At 37.3% G+C, this 23,132-nt stretch carries 23 protein-coding genes, 1 riboswitch and 1 other annotated feature; of the genes, 11 read left to right on the top strand and 12 right to left on the bottom strand.

Going from position 1 to position 23,132, the window contains the following annotated elements:
* Positions 1–255: hypothetical protein (locus JCM12304_RS19780; protein WP_218185799.1), on the top strand; the 255-nt coding region annotated here is incomplete at its 5' end.
* A 17-nt stretch (positions 256–272) separates the two neighbouring features.
* On the opposite strand, the gene JCM12304_RS17380 is transcribed toward JCM12304_RS19780, so the two are convergent.
* Positions 273–581 carry a rhodanese-like domain-containing protein gene (locus tag JCM12304_RS17380; RefSeq protein ID WP_019375762.1) on the bottom strand — a complete coding sequence of 103 codons (309 nt, stop codon included), beginning with the start codon at positions 579–581 and terminating at the stop codon, positions 273–275.
* Positions 582–716: 135 nt separating this feature from the next.
* Here JCM12304_RS17380 and JCM12304_RS17375 point away from each other — a divergent pair, with 135 nt between their 5' ends.
* A complete protein-coding gene (locus JCM12304_RS17375; protein ID WP_172675322.1) occupies positions 717–1,430 on the top strand; it encodes a YybI family spore inner coat protein in 714 nt (237 codons plus the stop codon).
* A 51-nt stretch (positions 1,431–1,481) separates the two neighbouring features.
* Here JCM12304_RS17375 and leuS read toward each other — a convergent pair whose 3' ends face one another.
* Positions 1,482–3,893 (bottom strand): leucine--tRNA ligase, encoded by a 2,412-nt coding sequence (gene leuS, locus JCM12304_RS17370; protein WP_060681801.1) that lies wholly within the window; start codon positions 3,891–3,893, stop codon positions 1,482–1,484.
* A gap of 43 nt (positions 3,894–3,936) precedes the next feature.
* Positions 3,937–4,151 (bottom strand) — a binding site (T-box leader).
* Positions 4,152–4,253: 102 nt separating this feature from the next.
* Here leuS and mnmM point away from each other — a divergent pair.
* Together mnmM and JCM12304_RS17360 are read left to right on the top strand one after the other, a co-directional pair.
* Positions 4,254–4,817, top strand: a complete 564-nt coding sequence (mnmM, locus tag JCM12304_RS17365) for a tRNA 5-(aminomethyl)-2-thiouridylate-methyltransferase MnmM (RefSeq protein ID WP_060681800.1) — start codon at positions 4,254–4,256, stop codon at positions 4,815–4,817.
* A 29-nt stretch (positions 4,818–4,846) separates the two neighbouring features.
* Positions 4,847–5,365: a gamma carbonic anhydrase gene (locus JCM12304_RS17360; RefSeq protein WP_019375766.1), complete on the top strand. Its 519-nt coding sequence runs from the start codon at positions 4,847–4,849 to the stop codon at positions 5,363–5,365.
* A 118-nt stretch (positions 5,366–5,483) separates the two neighbouring features.
* On the opposite strand, the gene metK is transcribed toward JCM12304_RS17360, so the two are convergent.
* Complete coding sequence (gene metK, locus JCM12304_RS17355; protein ID WP_019375767.1) at positions 5,484–6,683, bottom strand: methionine adenosyltransferase; 1,200 nt, start codon at positions 6,681–6,683, stop codon at positions 5,484–5,486.
* 131 nt (positions 6,684–6,814) lie between these two features.
* A riboswitch (SAM riboswitch) is annotated at positions 6,815–6,922 on the bottom strand.
* 206 nt (positions 6,923–7,128) lie between these two features.
* Between metK and pckA the strand changes: the two genes are divergently transcribed.
* The 4 genes from pckA (at position 7,129) to JCM12304_RS17335 (ending at position 11,798) form a co-directional block, all read left to right on the top strand.
* A complete protein-coding gene (gene pckA / locus JCM12304_RS17350) occupies positions 7,129–8,715 on the top strand; it encodes a phosphoenolpyruvate carboxykinase (ATP) (protein WP_019375768.1) in 1,587 nt (528 codons plus the stop codon).
* Between the two features lie 473 nt (positions 8,716–9,188).
* Positions 9,189–10,178, top strand: coding sequence for an ABC transporter substrate-binding protein (locus JCM12304_RS17345; RefSeq protein WP_019379027.1), 990 nt, complete (start codon positions 9,189–9,191; stop codon positions 10,176–10,178).
* Between the two features lie 14 nt (positions 10,179–10,192).
* Positions 10,193–11,002, top strand: coding sequence for an ABC transporter ATP-binding protein (locus tag JCM12304_RS17340; RefSeq protein ID WP_019379026.1), 810 nt, complete (start codon positions 10,193–10,195; stop codon positions 11,000–11,002).
* A complete protein-coding gene (locus tag JCM12304_RS17335) occupies positions 10,992–11,798 on the top strand; it encodes an ABC transporter permease (RefSeq protein ID WP_019379025.1) in 807 nt (268 codons plus the stop codon). The genes JCM12304_RS17340 and JCM12304_RS17335 overlap by 11 nt, the downstream gene beginning before the upstream one ends.
* A gap of 31 nt (positions 11,799–11,829) precedes the next feature.
* On the opposite strand, the gene ytkD is transcribed toward JCM12304_RS17335, so the two are convergent.
* From ytkD to JCM12304_RS17290, 9 genes are all read right to left on the bottom strand, one after another.
* Positions 11,830–12,297, bottom strand: a complete 468-nt coding sequence (ytkD, locus tag JCM12304_RS17330; RefSeq protein ID WP_060681804.1) for an RNA deprotection pyrophosphohydrolase — start codon at positions 12,295–12,297, stop codon at positions 11,830–11,832.
* Positions 12,298–12,330: 33 nt separating this feature from the next.
* Positions 12,331–12,870, bottom strand: a complete 540-nt coding sequence (locus JCM12304_RS17325; protein WP_060681799.1) for a hypothetical protein — start codon at positions 12,868–12,870, stop codon at positions 12,331–12,333.
* Positions 12,871–13,221: 351 nt separating this feature from the next.
* On the bottom strand, positions 13,222–13,542 hold the full coding sequence (locus tag JCM12304_RS17320; RefSeq protein WP_019379022.1) for a hypothetical protein: 321 nt from the start codon (positions 13,540–13,542) through the stop codon (positions 13,222–13,224).
* Between the two features lie 284 nt (positions 13,543–13,826).
* Positions 13,827–14,648, bottom strand: a complete 822-nt coding sequence (locus JCM12304_RS17315) for an ABC transporter ATP-binding protein (RefSeq protein ID WP_060681798.1) — start codon at positions 14,646–14,648, stop codon at positions 13,827–13,829.
* A gap of 102 nt (positions 14,649–14,750) precedes the next feature.
* A complete protein-coding gene (locus tag JCM12304_RS17310; RefSeq protein ID WP_060681797.1) occupies positions 14,751–16,214 on the bottom strand; it encodes an o-succinylbenzoate--CoA ligase in 1,464 nt (487 codons plus the stop codon).
* 154 nt (positions 16,215–16,368) lie between these two features.
* On the bottom strand, positions 16,369–17,187 hold the full coding sequence (menB, locus tag JCM12304_RS17305) for a 1,4-dihydroxy-2-naphthoyl-CoA synthase (RefSeq protein ID WP_019379019.1): 819 nt from the start codon (positions 17,185–17,187) through the stop codon (positions 16,369–16,371).
* A 26-nt stretch (positions 17,188–17,213) separates the two neighbouring features.
* On the bottom strand, positions 17,214–18,029 hold the full coding sequence (gene menH / locus JCM12304_RS17300; RefSeq protein ID WP_082388071.1) for a 2-succinyl-6-hydroxy-2,4-cyclohexadiene-1-carboxylate synthase: 816 nt from the start codon (positions 18,027–18,029) through the stop codon (positions 17,214–17,216).
* Between the two features lie 6 nt (positions 18,030–18,035).
* The gene (gene menD, locus JCM12304_RS17295) at positions 18,036–19,778 is read right to left on the bottom strand and encodes a 2-succinyl-5-enolpyruvyl-6-hydroxy-3-cyclohexene-1-carboxylic-acid synthase (RefSeq protein ID WP_060681796.1); all 1,743 of its coding nucleotides are present in this window, start codon (positions 19,776–19,778) and stop codon (positions 18,036–18,038) included.
* A gap of 2 nt (positions 19,779–19,780) precedes the next feature.
* Positions 19,781–21,166, bottom strand: a complete 1,386-nt coding sequence (locus tag JCM12304_RS17290; protein WP_060681795.1) for an isochorismate synthase — start codon at positions 21,164–21,166, stop codon at positions 19,781–19,783.
* A 153-nt stretch (positions 21,167–21,319) separates the two neighbouring features.
* On the opposite strand from JCM12304_RS17290, the gene JCM12304_RS17285 reads away from it, so the two are divergent.
* The 3 genes from JCM12304_RS17285 to JCM12304_RS17275 are packed head-to-tail and all read left to right on the top strand — an operon-like array spanning position 21,320 to position 23,031.
* Complete coding sequence (locus JCM12304_RS17285) at positions 21,320–22,246, top strand: 1,4-dihydroxy-2-naphthoate polyprenyltransferase (protein ID WP_060681794.1); 927 nt, start codon at positions 21,320–21,322, stop codon at positions 22,244–22,246.
* A 15-nt stretch (positions 22,247–22,261) separates the two neighbouring features.
* Positions 22,262–22,642 (top strand): hotdog fold thioesterase, encoded by a 381-nt coding sequence (locus JCM12304_RS17280; RefSeq protein WP_019379014.1) that lies wholly within the window; start codon positions 22,262–22,264, stop codon positions 22,640–22,642.
* Positions 22,643–22,671: 29 nt separating this feature from the next.
* Positions 22,672–23,031, top strand: coding sequence for a TraR/DksA C4-type zinc finger protein (locus JCM12304_RS17275; protein ID WP_019379013.1), 360 nt, complete (start codon positions 22,672–22,674; stop codon positions 23,029–23,031).
* Positions 23,032–23,132: the final 101 nt, after the last annotated feature.

The following is a 23,132-nucleotide window of genomic DNA, read 5'->3' as shown; positions in this document are numbered from 1 at the left end:
GAACGAATTTGTTGTCACTTCCAAAAACAGCGACTTGAATACTCTATCACGTTAACATTTAAAAGTCAACATTTTCGCGAGCGAGTATTTTTTAACATAAAAGCCAAATTCATGACAAACTTCTATGTTGGAAATCGATTATATCACTATACATTTACAATGTCAACCAACATTCTACTTTTTCCGAAAGACTTTCTGATAAAATATGATAGTGTTTTTAAAACAGCAAAATATATACTACTACTCATTAATTAGTCTGTCAACATGAATTCTTAAAAAACAACTTCTCCTTCCCAAGCAAGCATGCCTCCACTCATATTAGATACATCATAGCCTTTCTCTTTTAAATAGGTAGCTGCTTTCATACTACGGTTACCAGATCTGCAAATAAGCACATGGTGTTTCTTTTGGTCTAATTCGTCCATGGAATATGGCAGCTCCCCTAATGGAATATGCTTTGCATTCTCTATCATTCCTTGTGCTACCTCTTCATCTTCGCGAACGTCCAAAACGACAATGTTTTCATCTTCACGGACCAACTTTTCTACTTCTTTAGGTGTTACTTCTTTAATCTCTTCCATAATTAATTTCTCCTTTATTAATAATTCTAGTCCAGTTTACGATATTCAGGTATATCCTGCAAATAAATAACACAACATAAATTATATTCAAGACTGGAGAGATTATTGATGAGATATATATTAATTTCCTGTTTTATGATATATTTTTTGCTATTTACACAAGTTACGTTAGCAGATGAAAGAATGAAGGAAGTAACAATAAATTCCTATCATGTAGACTTACAACAAAATGGAACAAAAGAAAATATACATTTGAAAGGAAACCCTTTTTCTAAACAATCTGCCTATTATCCAAGGATATGGGCAGAAATAAAAGAAGATTCTTCCAAAGTACGAAAGATAGAATTAGGCGGGGGGTATAAACCTTCGTTAAAATTTATTGACTATAATCATAATCAAAAAGAGGATATACTATACCAGAGTTCTACCACAGAAAACGAAAGTGAAGTATTTAACTACAAACTAATTAGTATTAAAAAGGATAATATAGAAGAGATCCGTTTACCTAAAAGAGAGTACATGGAGCTAACATTTAAAGATAACTTTTATTTGACTGTAAAATTAACCCCCCAACTCAGTCCACTATCTATAGATATAAGCAATCGTTCAAAAGAGCTTACTCGACTGGGAATGTACAGCAGTAATGGAAAAGTATTAAAAGAGAAGCCAGTGATTAATCGTCATATCACCTCCTTTGACCCAATTGAATTAAGTGGTGGAAAGGGATATGGTTTAAAAAGTAAAATGAAGCTAAGCCTTTCTTCATCTTCTACTCATTTAGGAGTGATAGAGACACTTTGGTATTTTAAGGATGGAAAATGGACAATTTTAAAAACTAATTTGATGTAAGTCATTTATAAACAGAAAAACCTCTTCCATTTACGAAAGAGGTTTTTCTGTTTAATTAGCTACAATATTAACAAGTTTCCCTTGAACTACAATTACCTTACGAACAGTTTTTCCTTCAAGTAAATCACTAATTTTGTCATCCTCCAAGGCTATTTTTTCTAATTCTTCCTTGGAAATATCCTTAGAAACCTTGAGTTTATTACGTACTTTCCCCATAATTTGGATAACTATTTCTACCTCTTTATCAACCAGCTTTGTTTCATCGTATATTGGCCACGGTTCGTAGCTAATTGTCTCGGAATGTCCAAGACGGCTCCATAATTCTTCAGCAATATGTGGTGCTACAGGAGAAATCATTTTAATGAATCCTTCTACATACTCTTTTGTAAGGTATTCCGCTTTATACCCCTCATTAATAAATACCATCATTTGAGAGATTCCTGTGTTGAAATGTAAATTTTCAAAGTCCTCGGTAACTTTTTTAACTGTTTCATGATACACCTTTTCAAGGGTCGGATTTATTTTATCGCTAATCTTTTCTGATGGTTTACCATCTTCAGTGATCATTAATCTCCAAATGCGATCAAGAAAACGCCTTGCACCATCTAGTCCATTTGTTGACCACGCTACCGCTGCATCTAATGGTCCCATAAACATTTCATATAAACGTAGTGTATCTGCTCCATGAGACACTACAATATCATCTGGGTTTACTACATTCCCTTTAGATTTACTCATTTTTTCATTACCTTCCCCAAGGATCATTCCTTGGTTAAATAATTTCATAAATGGCTCTTTAGTTGGGACAACACCGATATCAAATAAGAATTTATGCCAGAAGCGAGCATACAATAGATGGAGTACAGCATGTTCAGCCCCCCCAATATATATATCAATTGGCAACCACTCTTGCAGTGCTTTCGGATCTGCTAATTGATTTGGGTTATCTGGGTCGATATAACGTAAGAAGTACCAACAGCTACCTGCCCATTGAGGCATTGTGTTTGTTTCACGACGCCCCTTCATGCCTGTTTCCGGATCAACCACATTTACCCAATCACTATTCGCTAAAGGTGATTCACCTGTACCAGATGGTTTGATTTCTGTCATAGTTGGAAGTTCTAATGGAAGATCTGTTTCAGGTACAGCGGTCATTGTTCCATCTTCCCAATGAATGATCGGAATTGGCTCTCCCCAATAACGTTGTCTTGAGAATAACCAATCACGTAAACGATACGTAATTTTTCGAGAGCCATTATTATTTTCCTCGAGCCATTCAATCATTTTACTGATTGCCGCATTTTTATTCAGCCCGTTTAGAAAACCAGAGTTAACCAGCACCCCATCTCCGGTGTATGCTTCTTTGGAAACATCTCCTCCAGTAACCACTTCCGTAATAGGTAATTCAAACTTCCTGGCAAATTCAAAATCGCGTTCATCATGTGCAGGAACTGCCATAATAGCACCTGTGCCATAAGACATAAGCACGTAATCCGCAATCCATATAGGCATCTTTTCCCCATTTACTGGGTTAATTGCATAAGCTCCGGTAAATACTCCGGTCTTCTCTTTTGCAAGATCCGTCCGTTCCAGATCAGATTTTGTTTGAATTTTATTTAAGTAACCTTCGACCTCTTCTTTATGATCATTTGTTACAATTTTTTCAACAAACGGATGCTCGGGCGCAAGCACTGCGTAGGTTGCTCCAAACAACGTATCAGGTCTCGTGGTAAACACAGTAAAGCTTTCTTCAAAACCGTCGATTTTAAATGTAACCTCTGCACCTTCAGAGCGGCCAATCCAGTTTCGCTGCATATCCTTAATACTTTCAGGCCAATCCACATCTTCAAGATCTTCCAACAAGCGATCAGCATAGGCAGTAATTTTTAGCATCCATTGTTTCATCGGTTTACGTACAACCGGATGACCACCGCGTTCACTTTTTCCATCTATTACTTCCTCATTGGCTAGTACCGTCCCCAATGCCGGACACCAGTTTACCGCAACCTCATCCATATATGCGAGACCTTTTTCATACAATTTCGTGAATATCCATTGGGTCCACTTATAATAATTCGGATCTGTTGTATTTATTTCTCTATCCCAATCATATGAAAAGCCTAACTCTTGAATCTGCCTCTTGAAGGTGGCAATATTTTTAGCAGTAAATTCTTTTGGGCTGTTACCTGTATCAAGAGCGTATTGTTCTGCCGGAAGGCCAAAAGCGTCCCACCCCATTGGATGTAGAACTTCATACCCCTGCATTCTTTTCATTCTTGAAAATATATCTGTAGCTGTATACCCTTCCGGATGCCCAACATGAAGACCAGCCCCCGATGGGTACGGAAACATATCAAGCGCATAAACTTTTTCTTTCTCTGAAAATGTATTGGTTTTAAATGTCTTTTTTTCTAACCAATATTCTTGCCACTTCTTTTCAATTTCTCGATGATTAAAACTCATTATTTTTTCCTCCTTATACATAAAAAAAGCCACTCATCCTACAAATAGGGACGAGAGACTTTAACTTCCCGCGGTACCACCCAAATTAACACAAATGTGTTCACTTGTATCTATAACGCAGATATACGGCAGAAATTACTTGTTTTCACTTCTGCAACTTTAAAGGTGAGTTCATATACACTTCAACGACAGTTTTCACCAATCACTGCCTCTCTTTGCCTGAGAATGTATATTACTAATCCTTCGCATCGTCGATATATTATGTATCTCGAATTGTAATGAAAGGAGATTGCTTTGTCAAGGAAATTCCTTGCTAGTTCTGTTAGAATAATTATATCCTCAAAAATGAAGGAGTTAAATATGTTAAAGGGAATATTAAATTTTGCTCATTATTTATTGGAAGAATCAGTAAATCCGGGAGACACAACAATCGATGCTACTTGTGGTAATGGGAATGATACCTTATTTTTGAGTAGAATTGTCGGAACGAATGGACATGTTATTGCTTGTGACATTCAACAACAAGCAATAGACGCTACAAGACAAAGATTAGTTGAACATAATCGTTTTAACGTTTCATTCATTCAAGATAGCCATGCACGACTAAAAAAATATATAAATAAGGATACCCAAATAGGCGGAGCTATATTTAATCTTGGATATTTACCTAAAAGTGATAAGTTGATTATTACAAATGGAGAATCTACTATTTCTGCAATAGAAAGTATTCTGGATTTCTTAAAGCAGGGCCGACTTATCGTTTTAGTCGTATATCATGGTCATCCAGGAGGAGAAGAAGAAAAGAACATTGTCCTGAAACACGTAATGAATTTGGATCAAAACGATTACAATGTAGTTCAATATGGGTTTATCAATCAAAAAAACAATCCACCATTTATTATCGCTATTGAGAAAAAACAATAAGAAATATCGTATTTTAAAGGAGGATTACTATGGAATACCACGCCTATAAAGGAAAAGTACCCACTGTACATGAAACAGCATTTATTGCTAAGGATGCCACTATCATTGGTGATGTATCCATAGACGAACAAACAAGTGTCTGGTTCAAAACTGTTATAAGAGGAGATGTAGCTCCAACCAAAATAGGTAAAAGAGTTAGTATCCAGGACTTAACGATGCTTCATCAAAGTCCGAATCTCCCTCTTATTATAGAAGATGATGTTACCATCGGCCATCAGGTAACCTTACATTCCGCAGTAATTAAGAAAAACGCTCTTATCGGTATGGGCTCTATTATATTGGACGGTGCAGAAGTTGGAGAGAATGCATTTATTGGTGCAGGTAGCCTTATTCCTCCGGGCAAAAAAATTCCACCAAATGTATTGGCATTAGGAAGACCTGCTAAAGTAGTGAGGGAATTGAATGAAAAAGATTATGCAGAAATGGATAGAATAAGAAATTCCTACGTAGAAAAAGGAAAATATTATAAAGACAATACAGATCTATAGTACAAAGGCAACTTAGGCTTTACAAAAACGTCCACGGCCAGTCAGTAAAACGATGAACAACATTATTCAGAATTAACAAAGGCAATTGCAGCTAATCCAACTGCAATTGCCTTTGATTTTAATTCAATGTTAAAGCTTTAAGCTCTTCTACTTTATCTGTTTTTTCCCAAGGAAATAATAGGTCAGTTCTTCCAAAATGTCCGTAAGCAGCAGTACTTTTGAAAATCGGTTTCTGTAGATCCAGCATACGGATAATTCCAGCCGGTCGAAGATCAAATAACTTGCGAACGGCTTCAACTAATACTTCTTCACTGACTTTTCCTGTTCCAAAAGTATTAATGGCAATAGAAACCGGTTCAGCTACACCGATTGCGTATGCTAGTTGAACCTCACAAGATTTAGCCAATTCGGCTGCCACAATATTTTTCGCAACATAACGAGCAGCATATGCAGCAGAACGGTCTACTTTCGTTGAATCTTTCCCACTAAACGCTCCTCCGCCATGACGAGCGTATCCTCCATACGTGTCTACAATTATTTTACGACCAGTTAATCCAGCATCACCTTGTGGACCTCCAATAACAAAGCGACCAGTTGGATTTATAAAGTACTTTGTATTTTCATCTAACAAATCATTTGGTACTACAGGCCGAATTACTTCTTCAATAATGTCGTTTTCAATTTGCTCTAAAGTAATATCTTGATGGTGCTGCGTAGAGATTACAATAGTATCTATGCGTATAGGTTGGTCATTTTCATCATATTCTACGGTTACCTGTGTTTTTCCATCAGGTCGTAAATATTCAAGTATCTTATCTTTTCTTACATCAGCCAACCGCTTCGCTAATTTATGTGCAAGAGAAATAGGCAGTGGCATAAGCTCGTCTGTCTCATCACAGGCAAAACCAAACATCAAGCCTTGGTCTCCAGCCCCAATCGCAGCAATCTCATCATCACTCATTTTCCCCTGCCGAGCCTCGAGGGCCTTATCTACTCCACCAGCTATATCTGGGGATTGTTCATCAATTGCTGTTAGTACAGCACAGGTTTCTGCATCGAAACCAAATTTAGCTCGTGTGTAACCAATGTCCTTTATAGTTTGTCTTACAATTGCAGGAATATCAACATAAGTAGTTGTTGATATTTCTCCGGAAACTAATACAAGCCCAGTTGTTACTGTTGTCTCACATGCAACACGGGCATAAGGATCTGTTTTTAAAATTTCATCAAGAATTGCATCAGATATTTGGTCAGATATTTTATCAGGATGCCCTTCTGTTACTGATTCAGATGTAAACAAACGACGATTTGCAGCCATATGGCGAAATCCTCCTTTTATAATTATTTTACGGACCTCTATTTATCAAGTATCATTATTTTTAAAGGATGATTTTGTTAAACAAAAAAAGCCCTTCCTACAATGGCGAGGAAAGGAATAGTGGCCTTTCGCTCTTATTGTTCAAGGAAATATCCTTGCACCAGATTAGCACCTTTTCACCAAGAGTGATGGTTGCTGGGTTTCATAGGGTCTGTCCCTCCGCCAACTCTGAATAAGAGAGTATCCGTTCGAATTTTAGCTTATCTAAACAGGACCCTGCTGTCAACTAAATAATTCTTCGCGCTTAATTGTCATACGAGTCACAATTATTAATATCGATAATAGTATGGACTATTATGTTAAATGTGTTATACTAATAATCAGATTATGAAATTCACTATAAAGTAGTGATATAAAAACTTTCCCATAAAGGCAGGTATCTTATATGAAAACAGTTGAGAGATCATCATTAAAAGAGCTTTACACACATGGAAACCTAAATGAAAATTTATCCGTTCCGGTATTAGTTGAGAAAATTCTCTCTCGGAATGAAGGTGTGCTTACTTCAACTGGCTCCGTTTGTGCGACAACAGGAAAGTATACTGGCCGTTCACCTAAAGATAAGTTTATAGTCAAAGATGAAGTTTGCGAAAAATATATTGATTGGGGAGCTGTCAATCAATCCATTGATGAAGAAACCTTCGAGAAACTTTATAAGAAGGTTATATCTTATTTAACCGAAAAAGAAGAGTTATTTCAATTTAAAGGCTTCGCTGGTGCCGATAAAAAATATCGATTACCAATTCAAGTAATAAATGAGTATGCATGGCATAATTTATTTGCCCGTCAGCTATTTATAACACCAACTAATGAAGAACTTAAAACACATCAGGCAGAGTTTACTGTTGTGTCTGCCCCTACTTTTAAAGCTGATCCGAAAGTGGATAATACTAACTCGGAAGCATTTGTAATTGTATCATTTAAAAAACGTATCATCCTTATTGGTGGAACAGAGTATGCAGGTGAAATTAAAAAGTCCATCTTCTCTGTAATGAATTATTTATTACCTCAACGAGATGTTTTATCCATGCACTGCTCTGCTAATGTAGGTCAAGAAGGTGACGTAGCATTGTTCTTCGGCCTTTCAGGCACAGGGAAAACAACCTTGTCTGCAGACCCCTATAGGAAATTAATTGGGGATGATGAGCACGCCTGGAGTCCAAATGGAGTATTTAATATTGAAGGCGGTTGCTATGCAAAGTGTATTAACTTATCAGCTGAAAAAGAACCTCAAATATTTAATGCTATCCGGTTTGGATCTGTATTGGAAAATGTAGTCCTTCATGAGGATTCAAGAATTGCTGATTATGATGATACTTCTTTAACTGAAAACACACGAGCTGCATACCCATTGGAAAATATCGATAACATTGTAACACCAAGTGTTGCAGGACATCCAAATACAATTATATTTTTAACAGCGGATGCTTCAGGTACTTTACCGCCAATTAGTAAATTAACTAAAGAACAGGCAATGTACCATTTCTTAAGCGGATATACCAGTAAGCTTGCTGGCACGGAAAGAGGAGTTACGGAACCGCAAGCAACATTCTCAGCTTGCTTTGGCTCCCCATTTCTCCCACTTGCCCCTGCGACATATGCAGAAATGCTTGGTGAGAAAATTGATTTGTATAACGCCAATGTATTTCTTGTAAACACTGGCTGGACTGGTGGTTCTTACGGTGTAGGTAATCGTATGAAACTATCCTACACGAGAGCAATGATTCATTCTGCTCTGGAAGGTGAACTGAATACTGCTGAAACAACGAAGGATGAAATTTTCGGTTTAGAAATTCCTATACACGTACCTGGTGTGCCAGATGAAGTCTTAGTACCAATTAATACATGGAAAGATGAGAAAGCATATGAAGCAACTGCAAAATCACTTGCAGTAAAGTTTCATGAGAACTTCAAAAAGTTTACCAAAGCTAGTGATGATATCAAGCAAGCAGGTCCTATATATAAAGGTTAACGATAAAATTTATTATCTCATCTTATAAGGACTTAACAATATGAGTAAAAATTCGTTAGTATGCTACTAACAGCCGATCTCGAAAAGGAGGTCGGTTTTTTATTTATGCTTTTTAGATATGGCATCGAAGAAGTTGACAATATAGATAAAATGCGACGTAACTTGTGTGTTTGTAAACGCCCGTTTCGGAACAGTTCTAATATAGCTAGTGCCTAAATTTTCGCTCTACCGCTGATTAATTTGCTCTCCGGCGGATAGTCTCGATCTCCTGCCGATTAATTTGCTCTCCGGCATTACCTCCGCTATGCTATTAATTGTTCTTACACTAGTTCGCAGTTTCCTCCAACTACGTAATAAAAACTACCATAGAAGTTTACCCTTTCTGTTTAAGGTTTTATTTAATTGGGCGTTCACACATTATTTATAAAAAGCATAATCTATTGTGACATACCAATTGGAAAGGAACTGAAAATATGAAAAATATAAAACTTCTTTTAATATGTTCAGCTGTATCTGTACTTATACTATCTGCCTGCAGTTCTCAAAAGACTACATCTATAAAAATAGCTGAAGTTACACGCTCACTCTTCTACGCTCCTCAGTATGTAGCCATAGAAAAGGGATTTTTTAAAGAAGAAGGTTTAGACGTAGAGCTACAAACTACGTGGGGTGGTGACAAAACAATGACCGCCCTCTTATCTGATGGTGCTGATGTTGCATTGGTTGGTTCTGAAACATCGATATATGTTTATGGACAAAACTCTAAAGATTATGCGATTAATTTTGCTCAATTAACACAAACAGACGGCACTTTCCTCGTAGCCAAGGAGCCGAAACCTGATTTTCAATGGGAGGATTTAAAGGACAGCACATTTCTGGGACAACGAAAAGGTGGAATGCCACAAATGGTTGGGGAATTTGTTCTTAAGAAACACGGCATTGATCCACATCATGATTTAAATCTTAAACAAAATATTGATTTTGCTAATATTCCAGGCGCGTTTGTTTCCGGGGACGCAGAGTATGTTCAACTTTTTGAGCCAACTGCAAGTACCTTTGAAAAAGAAGGTAAGGGCCATATTATTGCCTCCTTTGGAGAAGAATCTGGTCATGTGCCATACACGGTATATATGACAAAACAAAGCTTTATGAAGAATAATGAGAAGGCAGTTGAGTCTTTTACAAGAGCTGTCTACAAGGCTCAGCAGTGGGTAGAAAATAATAGCGCAGAAGCTATTGCCAGTGTGATTCAACCATATTTTGAAGATACAGATTTAGAAATGCTCACCTCCTCCATTGATCGCTATAAAAGTCAAGGTTCGTTCGCAACTGACCCTATACTTGATGAAAAAGAGTGGAACAACTTAAAAAACATAATGGATGAAGCAGGTGAATTACCAGTAGATGCCGCATATGATGAACTTGTAAATACTAAGTTTGCTGAAGAAGTGATTAAGGAATAAGGAGAGATTATTTTATGTCCTATCTTAATCTTGAACATGTTTCTCATCTTTATTTTACAAAAAAGGGGTATACAAGGGCTTTAAATGATATCAGTTTGTCTATCAAAGAAGGGGAGTTTGTTTCCTTGCTTGGTCCAAGTGGTTGTGGAAAATCAACAATATTATCTATAATTGCTGGAATCATAAAGCAATCCACCGGTACCATACGATTGCAGGGAAAACCAATAAACGAGTCTTCCCTGGCCATAGGCTATATGCTACAACAGGATTATCTATTTCCTTGGAAAACGATTATGGAGAATGTGTTACTAGGCCCAAAAATCTATAACAAAAATACAGAGGATGTTAAAAATAAGGCAATGGAAATGCTGGAGGAAGTTGGTTTACCCAACGTTGCTGACGCATACCCTGCTTCATTATCAGGAGGTATGCGTCAACGAGCAGCTTTAGTTCGTACGTTAATAAATGATCCGAAAATATTTTTGCTTGATGAACCTTTTTCCGCATTAGATTACCAGACGAAACTAAAACTCGAAGATTTAGTATCAAAGCTATTAAAAATGTATCAAAAAACAGCTGTTCTTGTCACTCATGATATTGGGGAAGCAATAGCAATGAGTGACCGAATCTTTGTCATGAATGCTAATCCCGGTACAATTGAAAAAGTATTCGAAGTACCTCTTGAACTCAGAAATGAGGACCCGTTTTTAGTAAGAAGACATCCCAAATACCAGCTTCTCTTTGATAAAGTCTGGGAAGAACTAAATAAAAATGAAAAGGAATCTGTACAAACAAAGGGGGTGCATAAAGTAGATGAATCCTAAAAATGATGCCCACTTATTTAAACAATATCAGCAAAGATTAAAAAAAGAAAAACGAATAGTGTGGATATGGCAGCTTAGTATTCTAATTGTATTCATCTCCTTATGGGAAGTATCCAGTAGCTTCTACTGGATTGATCCCTTACTATTTAGTTCCCCCTCCTCTATTATTGAACTTCTTTACACTAAGCTGGGCGATGGTTCTATCCTGTCCCACGTCCAGATTACCCTTTTCGAGACCATTGCAGGCTTTCTAATCGGGACTCTCGCTGGGGTACTTTTTGCTACCTTACTCTGGTCATCTCAGCGATTTTCAAGGGTAATGGATCCTTATCTGGTTATTATGAATGCTATGCCAAAAGTGGCTCTAGGGCCTATCCTAATCGTTGCTTTAGGAACAGGTTATATATCAATTATTGCAATGGGAGCCATTATCTCTGTTATTATCACGACCCTTGTTGTTTACTCAGCATTTAATGAAGTAGATCCAAATTATGAGAAAGTATTAAAGAGTTTTGGTGCAACGAGATGGCAATGTTTTAAAGAGGCAATTTTTCCGGCAACACTTCCGGCGATGATTTCTACACTTAAAGTTAATGTGGGCCTTTCATGGGTAGGGGTCATTGTAGGTGAATTTCTAGTAGCAAAAAAAGGATTAGGCTATTTAATTATATATGGTTTCCAAGTATTTGACTTTTCGCTGGTACTTTCAGCTCTTGTGTTAATAGCCATTTTCGCCGCCATAATGTATAAAGCAGTAGAGAGGCTAGAACGTTGGCTAATTAAGCACTCAGGATAAAAATGAATAATCATTAAAAATCGCCTTATTGTTAAAGGCGATTTTTAATGATTTTCAGACAATGAACTAAAACATCGTCCTTCATGATAAAACTGTACAATCGATTATGTTTTACGTCATTTGGCAAGGAATCCAGTAACACTGGTCCTTCCGTTTCAAAGTAAGTAGGTTGTGGAAACAATTCATCAATGACTGCAAAATAAACATTTTTAATTACATTTTCTCTTCTTCCAGAAACAAAGTACTGACCGATGTAATCCATTTCGGCTATTATCCCACCTGTTTCCTCCATTACTTCTCTTTTGGCAGCTTGTTCAGCTGTTTCCCCTATTTCTACCTTCCCACCAGGGAATTCCAATCCCCTTTCCTTATGTTTGGTTAAAAGCCATTGATCTTTATATTTACAGATTACCCAAACATGCTTCGGCTGTGAAGTAAACGGATGGTCTTCAAAAGATAATTTTACTTTGTTGTTATAATAATCTTTAAAAATATTCATACTCATTCAACTGCCTTCAATTCAAACACTCACTTATAAGTATTTGATATCGGTTATTTTCCACTCCTTTTGAAAAGTAAATTCAATTTCAATATGATATTTACCGTGCAACGGGCTATTATTTTCTTGAATTACTTTAACTTTATTACCTTCCATTTGTATTATATCATAAGCATTTTCTTCCACAAACCATGCCGGTGTCTCTGTAGGAAGAATATAAAGGCCATCATTCTTCTCCTCATAGTAAAAATCTACATACGGCTGAGCCACGTCGTTTGTCGTCACTTCCTCAAATGCATGAAGTAAATCTGTTTTCGTCTGGTATTTTTTAACTTTATAATTCTCATCCGCTTTTTGAATCAATATTTCCATAAACCGGGACGTTATATCAGTTATTTCACGTTGGCTTATTTCTTTGGAACTTACCTCTGTCGCCGCTTGTGTTTTTTCTGTCTTTACATCAGTGCCTTCCTTGGCATTTACTGGATTAGTATAATTGCTATTTACGAATGAAAAAAGAATGAACACAGCTATAATATACAAAAAGGAATGCCTTTTAAACTTATTTAACATGAAGAAACCTCCTAAAATTGAGTATGTATCTCTACAATACTTATTCCTTATTTCCATTCTTGATAAACATTGTATAAAGTCGCAAGCTCCTAAAAATATAGAGAAAAGAGACTTAAACTACTTGTCCCGAAAAAAATCATTTCTGATATGAGGTTGGGGTCTCAAAGGCCATTTATTATTCCTCTAACCCCATTTTTCATGCCCCGCTACTCCCCTCCCCTATAGTGACGTTTTTTCTTTTAGTAAAAGTTGTCTTGAAAGTAACCACTCACTGAGAGGACAATTTAAAAAAAACGTTTTTAATTAAAAAAGGAATAAGATACTTATCTCGTATCTTATTCCTTATATATCCTACATATGCATATCGCCTAAAATTCCCATTTCTTTAATATGAGCCTTAGCTTGTTCGTCACCCAATTCATATAACATTTGATAAGCTTCTTGTAACCCAGCATCATAAGAATCATTCGATTGATCATTGTGGTAAGACATAATTGGCACATGCGCACGAAAGAAAGTCCTTACCCCTGCATCATTCATGTTGTTAAATTTTTCACGTAAAAAAATAATTTCATCATCTGTGGCATGTATTACAAATTCTTCATTATTATCATACTTCACTTGAGAAATTTCACCTGAGCCTACATTCACATAGTATTTTTTCTTCTCCATACTACACCTCCTACTCTTAATTTGGCTTAAAAATAGAAAAGCATGTATAGGATAAGAAAAGCGCAACCGTCTTGAAGTATGGAAGACTGACTAATTTCATTTTTATTGCGGCCGATGTTTCAATATCAAAAACATCTGCATCAAGCAAACCACCGGACAAGTTTAAGTAAAAAGTCCCATGCTATTATAGGCACTGAAACTAAAAAAGCCGCTTATAATTCGAAATATAGCTTGAATTTCGGATTATGAACGGCTATTACTAAGGTGAAAAATTTATTTATGTGCTAAGCTAATTCAGTTGCTGTTTGTTTTTTAATTAAACAACGCCCTTTACCATGAGGGATGCACATCGGGGTGCCGAATCGCGGATCAAAGGTCACGTCACACATCATCTGAAATACTTCATGCACAAGATGACAAGTAATAATCTCTTCAGGTTTCCCTTGTGAGAAGATCTGTTTATCTTTTATTGCAACAATATGATGTGCATAGCGACAAGCAAGGTTTAAATCATGAAGAACCATAACTACTGTACGACCTTCTTTTTCATTTAAATCAAACAGTAAATCAAGTACTTCAATCTGATGAGTCATATCCAGATACGTTGTAGGTTCATCAAGCAAAATAATATCTGTTTCCTGAGCTAATGTCATGGCAATCCATGCCCTTTGACGTTGCCCACCAGACAAGGAATCAACGGATCTTTCCTTCAAGTGCATCATGTTTGTAGAGGTTAAAGCATTATTAACAGCAGTCTCATCATCAGACGACCATTGTTTAAGGAAACCTCGGTGAGGATGTCTACCTTGTTTGACAAGCTCATATACCGTCAGTCCTTCTGGAGTTATTGGACTTTGTGGAAGAATAGCTAACTTTTTAGCAACTTCCTTCGTACCCATTTTTGCAATATCAGCGCCATCCAATACTACCTCTCCAACTTTCGGTTTTAAGAGTCGGGCAAGGGAACGTAATAGCGTAGATTTCCCGCAACCATTCCCGCCAATAAACACGGTAATTTCCCCTTTAGGAATTGTTATATCTAAGTCATCTATAATGATATCGTCACCATAACCAAGTGTTAGATCAGTTGCTGATAATGTTTGCACGGAATCACTCCCTTGATGTATCAACTAAACTCGAAAAAATTCTCTACTCCTAGTCTATTTGCTTTTATCAACTTAGTCAATGACTTTGAGAATCATTTTCATTTATTCTTCTTTTCCTGGTAAATAAGAATAAAGATCTTTCCGAACAATTTTATTTGATGCATTTCTTGGCAATTCCTTTACAAAAATTATTTCCCTTGGCAACTTATATTTAGCCAAGTGACTCTCTGCATAAGCTAATACTTCCTCGGCATTTAGCAATTCATCTTCTGTTACGATAAAGGCAACCGGAACCTCTCCCCATGTACTATCTTTCATACCTATGACAGCAATTTCTTTAATTTGCTTCATACCTGAGAGTACACTTTCAAGTTCAGAAGGATAAATATTTTCTCCTCCAGAAATAATCAAATCCGCTCTTCTGTCCACAACATACAAGAAGTCTTCACTATCTAGATATCCCAAGTCCCCTGTAGCAAGCCAACCATCTATAAAAGCATTTTCAGTAGCATAATTATTTTTATAGTAGCCCTTTGTAATCATAGGACCTTTCACATAAATTTCACCTATACTCTCCTCGTTCGGATTATTGATTTTTAATTGTGCAGGCAATAAGGGTTTACCTGCTGAACCAACTTTTTGTAATGCATCTTTAGCACTCAATGTTACAATTTGCGAGGCGGTCTCCGTCATTCCAAAAGACTGAAAAACCGGGATATTTCTGTCCCTTGCTTGTTGCAATAATGGTTTAGGAGCTGGACCGCCTCCTAAAAGCATACAGCGAAATGATTTAGGATATGTATCGTCCTGGAGGAAGTTTAGCAATTGTTGAAGCATAATGGTCACAACAGAGACCATTGTTACATTTCTGTTCATAATTGCATCATGAACGGCGGCAGCGTCAAATTTATTTAACAGAAAAACGGGCATTCCATAAACGACACTACGAATAAGAATAGACAAACCACTTACATGGAAAATGGGCAGTGCAGCCAACCATTTATCAGCTGGGTTAATCCCTAAGTTTAATGCAGAACCAATAGCGCTCCACCAGTGATTACCATAAGTATGGACAACACCCTTAGGATGACCAGTAGTACCAGAAGTATAAATAATCGTGAATACTTTATTTAACTTAATTTCTTTTACTAATTCTATGTTTCTTTCTGGAAATGCTGTTAAAGCTGAAAAAGCTTTGTAATTTTCTACTTGCAATTCTTTTGCCTGATCAAATTTATCCTGTTCTGTTAAAAGGAATGATATCTCTGCGTCTGTCAGCTGAAAGTTTAGTTCTGCAATTGTAAGTCGTGTGTTTAGTAATACGGCCACTGCTCCTAAATAACTTAACGCGTGAATAGCAATTACCATCTCTTTGCAATTTGTGGATAGTATACCAACATGACTTCCTTCTGTTATCCCCCAGCTTGCGAGCTTTCTGGCATATGTACTACTTTCCTTCTGCAGTTGGAGAAAAGTTAGAGTAGAACCATCGAGTTCTTCGATAGCAACTTGAGAAGGTGCAAGACTTGCCTGCTTGTTTAACCAATGTGGGATGATCTCTTCCATATAAAAAACTCCTTAATCATTTTAGTAATTAGAAAAGCGCAAGCTCCCTCAAGTAAGTAGGTGTCCATAAAAAATTAGTAAAGCTCAAATTTCACACTTCTTACCATGGAAAAAACCTTTGCTTTAAGCAAAGGTTTTTTCTACTTTCATTAAATCACGGAAAACGAGGGAACTGCTTGAAATCCGGTTTTCTTTTCTCCTTAAATGCATCTCTGCCTTCTTTTGCTTCGTCTGTTGTATAGTATAAGAGTGTTGCATCTCCACCCATTTGCTGCAGACCTGCTAAACCATCTGTGTCTGCGTTAAATGAAGCTTTGAGAAAACGTAAAGCAGTTGGAGATTTTTCTAAAATTTCCTCACACCATTGAAGTGTTTCTTCTTCTAGTTTATCGAGTGGAACAACTTTATTTACCATGCCCATTTCATATGCTTCTTCTGCATTATATTGACGACATAGATACCAGATCTCTCTTGCACGTTTGTGCCCAACCATACGTGCCAAATATCCAGCACCATATCCTGCATCAAAGCTACCTACCTTAGGACCTGTTTGCCCAAAAATCGCATTATCTGCTGCAATTGTTAAATCACAAACAACATGCAAAACATGTCCGCCGCCAATGGCATATCCGGAAACCATAGCAATTACAGGCTTTGGAATCGTACGAATTAGACGTTGTAAGTCAAGAACATTTAATCTTGGAACCTGGTCGTCCCCTACATATCCGCCATGTCCGCGTACAGATTGGTCTCCACCTGAGCAAAATGCCTTTTCGCCTTCCCCGGCGAGAATGATCACACCAATAGAAGAATCATCTCTTGCATCGGCAAATGCGTCAATCATTTCGTTAACGGTAAGCGGAGTAAAAGCATTGCGCTTTTCAGGGCGGTTAATCGTTACCTTTGCTACTCCATCATGTTTTTCATAAATAATTTCATTATAGTTTTTTACTTTTTCCCATGTAACGGTCATAAGTAATCCTCCTTAGTATGTAAGAATTATTTTTGATCATGCTTGTCTAAAATGAACTCAGTTACTATTTTACCAAAAATCTCTGGTTGTTCCACGTGAAGTGCATGCCCAGTTTTTCTTACCATTTGAAAATGCGCGTGGGGCAAGGGCTCAGCCATTTTTTTATTCAATTGCACGAACTTTGTATCCAATTCTCCAGCTAACAACAGGGTAGGTAAATCTAAGTTAGTTAATTCTTCCCACCAAGAGGGCTGTTTACCCGTTCCCATACCTCTAAGTGATCTTGCTAATCCATTTGGTGATTGCGCTATGCGCTCCTCCCTAATAGCTGACTTAATATTACTTGGCAGTTCTTTTTGAGAATTAAATAGAGGGATATTTTCCCAGAAATCAACAAATGATTCGATACCTTCATTAACTAGCTTTGCTGCTAATAGTTCATCTTTTTTCATTCGTTCTTTTCTTTCCACGGTGGTAGACAGTCCTGGTGATGCAGATTCAAGGACTAGTGATTGAACTAGTTCCCGATAGTACATAACAAAAGATAAAGCTGTTCGACCTCCCATGGAATAACCTATCAAATGAAATTGATTAATTCTCAAATAGTTTATAAGAGTCTTTATATCATCACAGCATTCTTTCATCGTCTTAACATTCGATACCTTAGTGTTTCCATGTCCAGGTAAATCAATGGTAATAAACTGAAACTGATCTTGCCATGCTGTAATAAAAGGTTCCCATGTTTTTGAACTACCCGTAAATCCGTGTAATAAAACCACATGGGGACCTGATTCACCATGCTTTTCATACCAATATTTATCCTTCTTAATTGTATAGTACAAATAGAATCAATCCTCTGACTCAAGAATTTCTTGTTGAATGGTTTCCCACTTTTCCTGGTGCCATTTCACGTTATCCTCACGTAATGTATGAATCTCGACAACCGAAAGACCTTGATGCTGATAACTCTTATTAAGCGCTTTTTTAAGATCTTCTTCCGTTTTTGGTTGCTCATAATGGCCACCATACATGGTGATTGCCTGTTTAAATTCAATATCGACAGGTGTCCCAAATAAAGCCTCAAAATGCTTTTTGTCGCTTGCTTGCGGAAGAAAAGAAAAAATTCCTCCTCCATTGTTATTTATTAATAAAATAATAAGATTTAAATTATAATGTTTTGCTGCCAACAAGCCATTCATATCGTGGTAAAAGGATAAATCACCTAATACTAACGTAACTGGCCCGTTTGTAGCTGCTGCTCCGACTGCACTGGAAACCATCCCATCAATCCCATTTGCACCTCGATTAGCGAGCACAGAAACTTTCTTAGAAGTCGTCATAAAAAAAGTATCTAAATCTCTTACCGCCATACTATTTCCAATATACAAAGCACTTTCATTTGGAATAACGTCTAACAGGCCTCTTACCGCTTCTCCTTCAGTAATATTACCGTTAGAGCCTGTTGTTAATTGTTTTTTTGCAATGCGGTTCATATTTAACCATAACTTCAGCCAGTGATCATCGGGGTTTAAGCTGTAATCTGCTTGTTCACTAAGAATCCGGCAAAACTGTACTGGATCACTAAAAACGAATTCGGTCTGATTTCCTGCTGGTTCCCGAAATCCAATATTATTATCAACTACAATTTGGAATGTTTCAGTATGTTGTTGGACATAAAAAAGATATGCCTTTGAAACAGGCATGGCTCCAAAACGAATGATATAATCAGGCCTCAATTGTTCTCGGATTTTCTCATTTCTAAGAAAAGCATCATAACCTTCAATAACCATATCTTTGTTATGATTTCCTGCTCGTATTTGTGATAAAGGATCTGCAAGAACAGGGATCCTCCATGCGGCAGCTAGTTCAGTTATAGCTTCAGCCAAGCGATCTTCTGTTTGCGGCCCACAGACAATCAACCCTTTTGCTTTACTCTTTAACTTTTTTAACAGCTGGCTTACCTGATTTTCATCAATCAGCTTGCTTCCTTCCATCAAAGGGGCAGTTGATTGTGTATTTTGATCTCCCCATAAATTATCGATGGATAGGTCGGGCAAAAGCGGCTCACGGAATGGAAAATTCAGATGAACAGGCCCAGCATTTCCTTGGCTAGCAATATGGCTGGCTCTAGCTGCTTTACTTCTCACGTAATGAAGCATTTTTGGAGTCGCTTCTGGTAATGCCATTTCATGAAACCACTTGACATAATCACCATACAACTTAATTTGTTCAATAGCCTGCGGGGCGCCTACATCCCTTAACTCATGGGGCCTGTCTGCAGTAAGCACAACAAGTGGGACCCTACTGTAGTATGCCTCCACGATAGCTGGAAAGTAATTAGCTGCGGCTGTTCCTGAAGTACATACAATAACAACTGGTCGCTTTGTTTTCTTAGCCAAACCTAATGCGAAGAAAGCAGCTGAACGTTCATCAAGGATTACCCATTCTTTAATCATCTCGTTTTCTGCAAACAAATAAGCAAGAGGGGTTGATCGCGAACCCGGTGAAATAACCGCATCGGTAACCCCATTCTTACTTAGTTCATCAATAAAGCTCGCCGTGTACCGTGTCAGTATTTCTGTGTGATCCATATTCATCCTCCTAAAACAGACAGCATCGGTAAGAATTTAATATTTGTTTCCTCATATTCTTTTTCTGGGTCCGAATTTTTAACTACTCCACAACCGGCAAACAAGGATGCTTCATCATCTTGAATTAATCCTGAACGTATAGCCACAGCGAATTCTCCACTTCCATTGCTGTCAAGCCAACCGACAGGAGCTCCATACCAGCCTCTGTCAAGCAGTTCATTTTCCCTAATAAACGCTAGTGATTCTTCCCTCGGTGTACCTCCTAAAGCAGGAGTAGGATGCAGTTGTTCTATTATATCAAAAATACTATAATCACCTAATAACGTAGCAGTAACTGGGGTATAGAGGTGCTGCAAATTTTTTAAAGGATAAATGACTGGTTTTTCCGGAATATTTATATCTTTACAATAATGTGAGATTGCTTGCTTTATCATTTGAACTACAAATTCATGCTCTTGTCGGTTCTTCTCATCATGCAGCAAGCTTTTACTAATCTCTCTGTCTTCTTCTTTATTCTTACCTCTTGGCGCTGTACCTGCCAAACACGTAGAAAGTAACCTGCGTTTATCAAGCCTTACTAGCCGTTCTGGGGTCGCTCCTACAAAACAGTCCTTCCCTTTCTCGAAAGCAAAAATATAACTGTTTGGCTGGGTATGCAACAGTTTTTCCAATACAGAAGCAATGTTTACCGACTTGTTCAATTTCAATCGAATCTCTCTTGCTAACACAATCTTACTTGCTTTTCCTTTATCTATTTCCCTAGTTGCAAGTTCAACTGATTCCTTCCATTTTTCAGGTGCTACTTCATATCTATTCAAGATAGCTACATCCGCTGAAGGAAGGGTTGTGTCGGAAAAAAGGATTTCTTCCATGTCCCTAATTTCGTTTGCAACTTGTTCAGCAATGTCTCCCTTTCTCACTAAAATGTTTACAGTATAATAGTTCGCTCCATTGTTTTGAGTCAACAAAAATTCCGGAACAGTAAATTCACTATCACTGAAATTCTCCCATAGTGGAGTTCTTTCTTTTTTAGGATCAAAAGATATCCCCCCTAATGCGACAATTCCTGCCCCCGGAACCTTATTGTCGTTATATATAATCGCCTTATCCAGTATAGCTCTCCATTTTTTTTCAACTTCTTGGGAAGGTAGCCCTTCTACCCTTAATTGAGCAGTGTTACCAATTCCAGCTATGAAGAAATCTTCCTGCGTGCTTGACCAGAAGACTCGATCTTTTCCCGTAGAACTTGCCGCATGAAAAAAATGAAGAGGATTTATGTTCTTTACTGGTTTAGTTATACTAATTAACTGAGTATCATCCGCCGAATTTATATTAGGGATGGCTTCATCTATAATCTTTTCTAGTTGTTCTTCCAATATTTCTATCATGTATATAAACCTCCATTATCCTCCTGGCAGACTTCCACATCTTATTTTATTCCCTTTTGCAAGGATTCTCAAGGAAATCAAACCCGATTATTGACACTCTTTGTCAATTTGCCTATCATTGATATGATATTGAGCCAATCAGGAGGAAACTACATGCAAAAATCAGATATTAAAAGCGCAATGAATGAGAAAGGTGGCTTTCAAATATGGTGGCGATTATTAAGGCCACATACATTAACAGCTTCATTTATCCCGGTATTTGTTGGATCTATGCTGGCTTTCACAGACGGAGCTTTCCATTTTACCATCTTTATGGCAATGCTTCTGGCCTCTATCTTAATTCAATCGGCAACGAATATGTTTAATGAGTATTATGACCATGCAAGAGGACTTGATACGGAACACTCAGTCGGTATCGGTGGAACCATTGTGCGCGATGGCATTAAACCCCAAACAGTGCTCAACATAGCTTTTCTTTTTTTCGGGGTTTCCATTCTCTTAGGTATTTACATATGTATTCATTCAAGTTGGTGGATCGCCGTTATTGGTTTAATCTGCATGCTTTTCGGCTATTTATATACAGGTGGACCTTTACCAATAGCCTATACCCCTTTTGGGGAACTCTTTGCAGGTTTTTTTATGGGGACAGTTATTATCGGAATAAGTTATTACATTCAAACACTGACAATGGACTCCTCCGTTATTTGGGTATCCGTACCTATCGCCATTTTTATAGGTACTATCTTACTAGCAAATAACATTCGTGATCTTGATGGAGACAAGGAAAATGGCAGAAAAACAATTGCTATTCTATTAGGCAGGAAGAAAGCAATTCTATTTCTTGCCTGTTTATTTGCAATAGCTTTTATTTTAACTGGAATCCTAATTATCACGGGTATTCTGCCTGTCTGGTCCATCATTAGCTTTCTTGCTATTTTCAAAGCATGGAGTGTAATTCAACAGTATAAAGGCAAAACAAAACCGATAGAAATGATGCCTGCCATGGCTGCTACTGGCAAGACAAATACCATTTATGGATTATTGTTGGGGATATCTTTATTCATTAGTAAATTCTTGTAAAAGAGGAGAAAAAACATGCACTTTAAAAATACTTTAATGGATGCGTTGGGTATGGAGCTAATTTCTCTGGATAAAAACCTAGTGAAAATGACAATGCCCGTAGATGAGAGAACACACCAGCCGGCAGGTTATTTACACGGTGGTGCAAATGCTGCACTTGCTGAGACTGCTGCTAGTATTGGAGCATTTGCTCATATTGATACAGAAAAGTCACAAGTGTTTGGTATAGAAATTAATGCAAATCATATTAAAAGTAAAAAATCAGGTCTGGTAACAGCGGAAGCCAGACCTCTCCATATCGGTAAATCAACCATGGTATGGGAAATAAAGATAATGGACGAAGAGCAAAATTTACTATGTATTTCACGCTGCACCATCGGTATCATTTCTAAGTAAATACTAGAATGGAAAGGAGTTACTTATTTATGAGTGAACATTTAGATTCAGAAAAGCTAGATTATTTTAAAGAAAAATTACTAGAAATGAAAAAAGAAAACGAATCAAAAATAAGCGATAATGAAGGTAATAGTCCGAACGACACAATTAGTGAGCTGGCAGACTACGATAATCACCCAGCAGATATGGCTACTGAACAATTCGAACAAGAAAGAGATGCCGGTTTAAATATGGTACGTGAAGATAGACTTACGGAAATCAATGATGCACTAGAGAGGATAGAGAAAGGCACATATGGATACAGTGAGAAATCTGGGAAACCCATTCCTGTGGAGCGACTTGAAATAATGCCAACTGCCCGTAATTTGGTTGAAGAAGAAAATCAATAATTGCTTGAAACGGAATTCTAATTCAAATAATGGATAAACAAGATGTATAATTGAATTTACTGCGTAGTTGGAGGAAACTGCGACGTAGAGGATATGATTTT

Origin of the sequence: Virgibacillus halodenitrificans JCM 12304 (assembly GCF_001310895.1) — a bacterium.
Taxonomy (GTDB): domain Bacteria; phylum Bacillota; class Bacilli; order Bacillales; family Amphibacillaceae; genus Virgibacillus_Q; species Virgibacillus_Q halodenitrificans.
The sequence above is the reverse complement of the archived record's forward strand: the minus strand, read 5'-3'. Positions and strand labels throughout refer to the sequence as shown.